Here is a 7,972-nt window from a genome sequence, read left to right on the forward strand (position 1 = left end):
CCCGCGGATTGGTGCGGCGGGCGTGTCAACCCGAAATAGAAGGACGGAGGGTGTGTCGGAGAACGAGGGTTACGTGCCGGTGGTCTCCGTCGCGCTGTTCTTCGGGAGTTCAGGCCGAAGGAGACGTGCCGGACGTGCTGCCCACCGTCCGATATCGGGTGCCGGTGCCGGTGCCGGTGCCGGTGCCGGTGCCTCGGCGTCGCATGTCACCAGCGGCAGGTCCGCGCCCCGGTTGGCGGCGAGGCGCAGAAGTTCAGGCAGCAGTGTGGCGAGTACCGAGGCGTCGTCGTCGGCCTCATGGGCCCGACGTTGGGGAACGCCCCAGTAGGCCGCGAGGGTCGCCAGTTTCAGGTTGGGCAGTTCGAGGTTGAGCTGGCGCGCGAGAACCCGCGTGCACAGTCGCCGATCGATCGGTAGGCGCAGGTCGAGCCGCTGCGCCTCGGCTGAGATCATCTGCCAGTCGAACGTCGCGTTGTGGGCGACGAACACCCGCCCGGCAAGCATGGACACCAACGGATCGACGATCTGGTCGAACGTCGGGCTGCCGGCGAGTCGTTCGCGGGTGAGTCCGTGAATATGGACCGGTCCGGGGTCGCAACCCGGATCGAGCAGGGTCGACCAGCTGCCTTCGACGGTGCCGTCCGTGGCAACGTGGACAACGGCGACCGACAGCACTCGGTGTACACGCGGTGACAAGCCCGAGGTTTCGACGTCCACCACGGCGTACCGGTGCGGAAACACGGCGGCGAACTCACGGCCCGGGACCACGATGGTTGTCACAGAACGGATCTTGCCGGACCGCTGCGCCGGGACCGCACCCATATGCACATGAGAGAGACAATTCTTACACTGCGGTCGGCAGGTCGGCAGGTCGGCAGGTCGGCAGGTCGGGAATCCGGGTTCGGTACATCCATAGGTGGCGGCGGTACCCGCCCGGTGGTCGAGTCCATTTTGGATCTTTCGGTCAGGCTGCTTCCCCGGATTCGCGGTCGAACGAGGCTTTCAGGCCGGCGAGGACGGCGATGGCACCGGCAGTCGCCGCGTTTGCGATGATGATCGCCATGTCGCCGTTGAGGAGACCGTAGCCCAGCCACAGACTCACGCCGAGCCCGAGGATTCCGAGATAGATCCAGGAGATGTCCCGGACGGAGCGGGTCCGCCAGGACCGGAACAGCTGCGGCAACCAGCACCCGGTCGTCAGGGCGCCGGCCAACAGGCCCAGGATGGTCATCCGCACCTCTTTCTCGTCGATCCGAGGATATTTCAGATTTGGGTGGCGAGACATCGGGGAACGACCTGTTCGCAGGGAGTTATCCCTCATCAGTGCAGACATCAATAGTTGTGATTATACGATCGCTTTCTGTGTTCACAGTGACGCGGATTGATCGTGACCCGATCGGAGGTGTCCGTGATCGATCGGATCCACCCCGCGCCCCCACTGCCATCCGCATTCGGGCGGTGTGCATACTGTTACCCTTCGGTGTTGTTGTCGCCCGTCGGGACTCGGAGCAGATCTGTGCACATATCTCGCGGGAATCGATCACAGCGGTTGTCTCGCCTCGTGTTGCTCACCGCCGTGTGCGCTCCCCTGTTGGCTGCATGTGGCAGCGGTGCGGCTTCGTCCAAGCCGTCCGTTCAGCCACGCACGTCGGCGCGGGATGTCCCGGCGGCGCTCGGGTCCATCGCGTCCCCGGGCACGGCGTCCCCGGGCACGGCAGCGCCGTCGCCGGTCGAAACCCCGCCGGTGTCACCGCGGAACCTCTACGCGTTCGACGGGGCAAACCAGTTCAGCCCAGCCGTCCGCAATGCCAGGACGCTCGTCTATGTTCCGAACAGTGACAGTAATACCGTTGATGTGATCGATCCGGCGACTTTCACGGTGATCGACCACTACGTGACCGGTGCCCGTCCTCAGCACATCGTCCCATCCTGGGATCTGTCAACCCTGTACGTCACCAACAACGCCGGAAACAGTCTGACCCCGATCGATCCGACCACCGGGAAGATCAAAGGGTCGAATATTCCCGTTGCCGATCCCTACAACATGTACTTCACCCCGGACGGGAAGTACGCGGTGGTCGTCGCCGAGGCGCTGGAACGCCTGGACTTCTACGACCCGCACACCTGGCAGTTGCGGACCCAGTTGAAGGTCGACTGTCCCGGTGTCGACCACGTCGACTTCGCCGCTGACGACTCGTTCCTCGTCGCCACCTGCGAGTTCTCCGGCAAGCTCGTCAAGATCGACCTTCGCGCGCCGGCTGTCATCGGGTACCTGACCGTCGGGGGCATGCCGCAGGACATCAAGATCGATCCGCGCGGAGAGGTACTCTACGTGGCCGACATGATGACCAATGGTCTCCATCTCGTGGATCCGGTTCGCTTCACCACGATCGGATTTCTGCCGACCGGTAGGGGCGCTCATGGCCTGTACCCGAGTCGGGACGCAACCGTGATGTACGTGTCGAACCGCGGTGAGGGCTCCGTCTCCGTCGTGGACTTCACGACCCGCCAGGTTCGGACCACGTGGCCGATCCGCGGTGGGGGTAGTCCTGACATGGGCGGGGTGTCGGCCGACGGGTCGGTCCTGTGGCTGGCCGGCCGTTACAACAGCGAGGTCTACGCGATCTCGACGAAGGACGGCAACCTGCTGGCACGGATCAGGGTCGGCCCGGGTCCACACGGCGTCTGCGTCTGGCCCCAGCCGGGTCGTTACTCCCTCGGCCACACCGGCATCCTGCGCTGACCGGTACGAATTTGTTGCGACCATTTAGCGTGGGCCCCGGAAATGGTCGTATTTTGAATGGGTGAAAGCCGTGCGCGCGGCTGGGATCCGGGTTATCTTTCATATGTCCACGTTGGCTGTCGGCCTGCCGCCCCTTCGGACCTCCGGCGGCGCGAAGGGAGCTGTGGTCGCGCTGTTTGTGGCTGGCTAGACCCCTGACCCGGCCCGGAGTGATGCAAATGCGTGTTTCTTGTCGTCATGGGTTCGTTCGATGAACAGACCGACGGACTGGGCTGTTCTCGATCTGGATGCTGATCCCACGCCCGGGGATCCGTTCTCGGTACGAGAACTGGCACGGAAGTTCCTGGAATTCGCCGCCGATGTAGATCATGCTAATGAAAATCTGACGGCGATTACCACCTCCTGTGTTGCAATATCGTGGCAGGGCGAGTCGGGTACTTCCTTTCGCGACGAGTTGGCCGAGTTCCCCGGGCAGTTACAGAAGCTCGCGAATTCCTATCGGCTGGCGGGGAATGCGTTGAACGCGTTCAATCCGGATCTTGACGCGGCCCAGGCGCGGGCCGACAACGCGCTCGCCCGGGGACGGGACGCACGCGCCCGCCGGGACCATGCCCAGACGCTGGTCGGTCCGGCGCACATCGCGTTCACCTCCGCGGCGTCGACGGTATCGGAGCTGACCTCGGCGTCACATGGATACCCGATCGACATTCCCCAGCCCGATCCGGCGCGGGTGGTGCAGGCGATTCGTAACCGCGATACCGTGCGGGCAAAACTCGACCTGGCGCAAAGCTCTGTCGATTCCGCTCAGGATGATCTGGATGCCGCCCGTCGGCTCGCTCTCACCGCGAAGCAGATGCGTGCGGATGCCGCAGCGACCTGTGTGCACGCGATCCGGAGCGCGTCGCATGCGGGCCTGAAGAACAGATCCTGGCATTCCTGGGCAGGATTGGTAGAACGTGCTGGCCGTTTCTGGCATGCCGCCGTCCGCGTCGCAAAAATCACCGTCGCAGTCCTGGGTGTCGTTGTACTGATCGTCGGCGGTCCGGTGGCGTGGGTCATCTTCGCCGCCGCACTCGTCGTCCTCGCTGACACTCTCATGGAATACGCGGCCGGCCGGGCATCCCTGTGGGACGTTCTGTTTGCCCTGGCCGACTGCATTCCCGGTCCGGTCGGTCTGACCACCACGGCCGGCGCCGCCCGGGCCGTCCGGGGCGCCAGGCAGTCCTTGCGCGATGGCCGAGCATTCGCGCGGATCTTACGGACCACGGGGCGTACCCTCCTGGCGGCGATGGCCGAGCGCCTCCGCGGTGGTCGCACCCGGACCACCAGCGTGCTGAGAAGGCTGCTGCCTCGCGGCCGCCACCCGGTGGCGAAAGACGCTTTCGCCGTCACCGGCCCGGGTGAACGCGTGGCTGCTCGGCCTGCTGATCTGGACCACGCGCTTAGCCTGGATGCACCGTCCGACTCGCTGAAACGAAAGGTCGCCACCGACCTGGCCGAAATACCGGACGAAGCGTCTACCGCCGGACCCATGTCGAACCCGTGACGGTCGGCGAGGTGTTTGACGGGATGGTCGGTGGCACCCGACCGACTACCTTCGGCGCGGTTGGCTCGGTTATCATGATAATGATCTTGTTGAGGTGTCGGAGGAGAAGGTCGCGGTGGTTGTCGACGGATGGATACACACGTGGGCGCGGGCGGGGAAGGGGCGGTAGGCATGAGCGGTGTACGGAGATCGACGTCTGAGTGGACGCCCGATCCGTCAATGCCAGGCGTCTCGGAATCCACCGCCGGCGCGGTTGATGCCGCCGAGATTCTGGGCGCTTCGGTCGATTCGGACGCGACCTTCGAGCGAATCTGGTTCGATGACACATCCTGGGTCGACGTCGCACGCGGCTGGATGACCGGGGCTGACCGGCTCTACCGCGAGCTGACCGGGTCCGTGCCATGGAAACAGGGCGCCATGTGGCGTTATGAGCGTTATGTGACTGAGCCGCGGCTAACTTCGTGGATCTCTCGCGGCCGGCCGGTGCCGTACCCGGCGCTGGTCGAGGCCTACCGCATGCTGCGGCGGCGCTACCAGGTCGACTTCGACGGGTTCGGACTGTCCTGGTATCGCGATGGTAATGACAGCGTCGCCTTTCACCGGGATCGGGAGATGCGGTGGCTCGACAACACGGTGATCGCGATCCTCACGACAGGTGCCCGCCGGCCGTTTCTGGTGAAGTCCCGCCACCTGCCGCCGGGACGGCGCATCCTGAATGACGACAGCGGTGCCCGTGACCTGCTACCGGGTTCGGGTGATCTACTTGTTCTCGGTGGCCGTTGCCAGGCTGACTGGTTGCATGCGGTCCCGAAGGTCCGTGGCGTGGTGGCTGGCAGGGTGTCCGTTCAGTGGCGCTGGACGTCGCGAACAGGCCGTCCCGAGCGAGGGCCCGGGTATGGCGCCCCCCGCACGTTCTCGCGCTGACGCTCTGGTCGCACCCGGACGGTCTCTGTTGTGCGGACGCTCTCTGTTGCGTCGTATGCCGGTCCAGGCCTGGCCGTTCCAGGCCCGGCCGGCGCTTGGTGCCGCCTGATTATGATCAGGACTGTGCTGGTTGACCGAAATCCGACGGATGCGCTGGTTGAGGAGGTCCTCACCGCTTACGACCTTGGAGCGGTACTAACCGTAAGCCTCCTGTGCGTCTCGGAGAACGTCACCTACCAGGTTGAAGATCCTGCAACGGGCCGTCGTTGGGCGTTGCGGCTGCACCGACCCGGCTATCATCGGTTTGAGGAGATCACTTCCGAGCTGCTCTGGACGCGGACACTTCGGCGTAACGGCGTGGTGGATACGCCGCGGGTCGTACCGACCCGTCAGGGTGACTTGGTGGCCATGACCGCGCGTGACTCAGCCAGCTCAGGTGTGCACACCCAACCGCGCTATGCGGTGCTCTTCGATTGGGTGGCGGGATCTTCGCCGGAGCCATCCGATGCTGTGGGCCTCATGCGCGGTTTCGCCGCACTTGGCGAGATCGCGGCGCGGCTTCATCAACATGCTTGTGGCTGGCAGCGTCCGAGCGGCTTCACCCGGTTCGAGTGGACGTGGCGAACGACTCTGGGAGCGGACGGTCGTTGGGGTCGTTGGCAGGCCGGCACGTCGGAGGTCGACCCGGCCAGTGTTGCCGTCCTGACCCGGGCCGCCGACGAGATCCGCCGCCGGATTGAGCGGTTCGGCCGTGGCGCGGACCGGTTCGGGCTTGTCCACGCTGACATGAGGCTGGCGAACCTGCTGGTCAACGGGCAGGCGGATGAGCTCACAGTCATCGACTTCGACGACTGTGGGTTCACCTGGTACCTTTATGATCTTGCTGCGTCTCTGTCGTTCATCGAACATCTGCCAGCGGTTGGTGACCTGGTGGATGCCTGGCTTACCTCCTACCGGCGGCACCGGCCGGTGTCCGCCGACGAGGAGGCGATGGTGGCGACCTTCATCATGCTCCGTCGGCTGTTGTTGGTCGCCTGGCTGGATTCGCATCCGGAGGCCGACGCGGTCGACAGTGTGACGCGGTATGTCGCGACATCGTGCGATCTTGCCGATGACTACCTGAGCGGAAGGTGTTGACGCACGACCGCTGCCGGCGGTCAGGTTGTTCCCGATCAGGTCGACCGGGCCCGACAACGCGACACCTGCACGCCGTTGTGACCCCATCGTTTCCCTGTGTAGTAGCAGAAAGGTAGCGTCAGGCTGCGTGGAAGGCGTCACCCGACAGGCCAGAATGGCTTCACCGCTGGGTCCGTTGCTGCTGGTTGGTGACGACGTGGCTCTGCGTGCAATTCACATGAACGAGCCGGCTGCCGGCCCGCCGTGGTTGGACGGTCTCGAGTCCGATCCGGTTGCGTTCCGTGATGTGATCGAGCAGCTCGAGGCGTACTTCATGGGTGACCGGGTCACCTTCGACGTACCGCTGCATCCGGTCGGTACACCGTTCCAAGAGGCGGTGTGGGCGGCCGTGGCAGCAATTCCCTATGGTACGACCCGGAGCTATGCCGAGATCGCCGCAGCGATCGGACGGCCGTCGGCCTTCCGCGCGGTTGGGCTCGCCAACGGTCGGAATCCGCTTCCCATCGTGGTCCCGTGCCATCGGGTGATCGGTTCAAGTGGGGCTCTGACCGGGTATTCCGGTGGTATCGGTCGCAAGCGGCACCTTCTCGACCTTGAACGTCGGACCCTTGCCCGTGGCGGTCACCTGAGCCCGGGTCAGTGCCATCCAGTCCCGGATAGGTCAGGCAAGGTCGCCGGCCAGCGCGGGTAAGAGACCGACCTGCCGTGACGCGCAACCTCGCTACTTTCGTTACGTAATGTAGCTTTTCGTTGCGGCGACGTAATTATTTGATCATGGTCTTTGTCGCGCGCCCGATGGCCCCGTGGGAGCCTGATACCTCTGATGGAGGCCCGGGATGCGTGCTCCAACGGGATGCTTGTAGCACTGATTTTGACGGATAGCATTCGATCAACTACCCAATGATGACACAACTACATCTTGAAGCCGTGTTGTCCTCATGTGTCGACGGTGGCCGAGGGGCGCGTGATCGCCAGGGTCCACGGGGTACCGTGCTTGGACGCGGTTCGGGCGATGTCGCCAGGGGCGCCCCTTGCTACACCAACAAACGCTCCAAGTAGTGAATCCGCTACTATTAGTAGATACCGAACCGTTCTGGTCGCGGGTAGCACGAGCGCGGAAGGAGGAATGTGGTCGACGACATCCCGACGTTGCTCACCAACGTCGGCAGCGGGACCCAGCTGGCGATCCCAGGCGCCCTGGTACTCCTTCCGGCATCCGATTCCGGGACGCCGGTGGCGGATCGCACCGCCTGGCAGCGTGCGGTGCTGCGCTCATGTCTCCCGCGTGCGGCAAAGCTCGTCGCGCTGGCTCTCGCAAGCCACGCGGTGGACGTGGCGACGATCTGCGAACCCGGCCACCCGGCGCTGCCTGGACCCGCCGCGGTCTGTTCGCCCGGACTCGTGACGCTGGCCGCCGAGACCGGTTACAGCCGCACCCATGTGCAACGACAGATCCGGTTGTTGCGCGACCTCGGCTGGCTGATCGGTCTGACCCGGCCGGCCGCTCGCCGACCCGCAAGTTTCGTGCTGAGCATGTCCGACTCGGTCCGGGCGACCGCATCTGTCGCGCCGGCCCCAGTGCTGCCGGCCCCAGTGCTGCCGGCCCCAGTGCTGCCGGCCCC

The 7,972-nt window shown here is 64.9% G+C and carries 8 protein-coding genes; 6 read left to right on the top strand and 2 right to left on the bottom strand.

The window, feature by feature from the left end:
• Window positions 1-69: 69 nt before the first annotated feature.
• Both U9980_RS16940 and U9980_RS16945 read right to left on the bottom strand, forming a co-directional pair.
• Window positions 70-780, bottom strand: coding sequence for an exonuclease domain-containing protein (locus U9980_RS16940; protein ID WP_322768803.1), 711 nt, complete (start codon window positions 778-780; stop codon window positions 70-72).
• Window positions 781-964: 184 nt separating this feature from the next.
• The gene (locus U9980_RS16945) at window positions 965-1,285 is read right to left on the bottom strand and encodes a SemiSWEET family sugar transporter (protein WP_322768804.1); all 321 of its coding nucleotides are present in this window, start codon (window positions 1,283-1,285) and stop codon (window positions 965-967) included.
• A 264-nt stretch (window positions 1,286-1,549) separates the two neighbouring features.
• On the opposite strand from U9980_RS16945, the gene U9980_RS16950 reads away from it, so the two are divergent.
• The 6 genes from U9980_RS16950 to U9980_RS16975 form a co-directional block, all read left to right on the top strand.
• Window positions 1,550-2,743 carry a YncE family protein gene (locus U9980_RS16950; RefSeq protein ID WP_322768805.1) on the top strand — a complete coding sequence of 398 codons (1,194 nt, stop codon included), beginning with the start codon at window positions 1,550-1,552 and terminating at the stop codon, window positions 2,741-2,743.
• A gap of 250 nt (window positions 2,744-2,993) precedes the next feature.
• Window positions 2,994-4,289, top strand: coding sequence for a putative T7SS-secreted protein (locus tag U9980_RS16955; RefSeq protein WP_322768806.1), 1,296 nt, complete (start codon window positions 2,994-2,996; stop codon window positions 4,287-4,289).
• Window positions 4,290-4,508: 219 nt separating this feature from the next.
• Window positions 4,509-5,213 carry an alpha-ketoglutarate-dependent dioxygenase AlkB gene (locus U9980_RS16960; RefSeq protein WP_322768807.1) on the top strand — a complete coding sequence of 235 codons (705 nt, stop codon included), beginning with the start codon at window positions 4,509-4,511 and terminating at the stop codon, window positions 5,211-5,213.
• A 111-nt stretch (window positions 5,214-5,324) separates the two neighbouring features.
• Window positions 5,325-6,350 (top strand): phosphotransferase enzyme family protein, encoded by a 1,026-nt coding sequence (locus U9980_RS16965; protein ID WP_322768808.1) that lies wholly within the window; start codon window positions 5,325-5,327, stop codon window positions 6,348-6,350.
• Between the two features lie 154 nt (window positions 6,351-6,504).
• Window positions 6,505-7,041: a methylated-DNA--[protein]-cysteine S-methyltransferase gene (locus U9980_RS16970; protein WP_322768809.1), complete on the top strand. Its 537-nt coding sequence runs from the start codon at window positions 6,505-6,507 to the stop codon at window positions 7,039-7,041.
• A 437-nt stretch (window positions 7,042-7,478) separates the two neighbouring features.
• The coding region (locus U9980_RS16975; protein ID WP_322768810.1) for a helix-turn-helix domain-containing protein at window positions 7,479-7,972 on the top strand (494 nt) is incomplete at its 3' end.

Source organism: Protofrankia sp. Cr1, assembly GCF_963555865.1.
GTDB lineage: Bacteria > Actinomycetota > Actinomycetes > Frankiales > Frankiaceae > Protofrankia.

Bases quoted from the DNA above. Each gene is read 5' to 3' on its own strand.
- U9980_RS16945 (WP_322768804.1), bottom strand. From the start codon at position 1,285: ATGTCTCGCCACCCAAATCTGAAATATCCTCGGATCGACGAGAAAGAG.
- U9980_RS16955 (WP_322768806.1), top strand. From the start codon at position 2,994: ATGAACAGACCGACGGACTGGGCTGTTCTCGATCTGGATGCTGATCCC.
- U9980_RS16960 (WP_322768807.1), top strand. From the start codon at position 4,509: ATGCCAGGCGTCTCGGAATCCACCGCCGGCGCGGTTGATGCCGCCGAG.
- U9980_RS16965 (WP_322768808.1), top strand. From the start codon at position 5,325: ATGATCAGGACTGTGCTGGTTGACCGAAATCCGACGGATGCGCTGGTT.
- U9980_RS16970 (WP_322768809.1), top strand. From the start codon at position 6,505: ATGGCTTCACCGCTGGGTCCGTTGCTGCTGGTTGGTGACGACGTGGCT.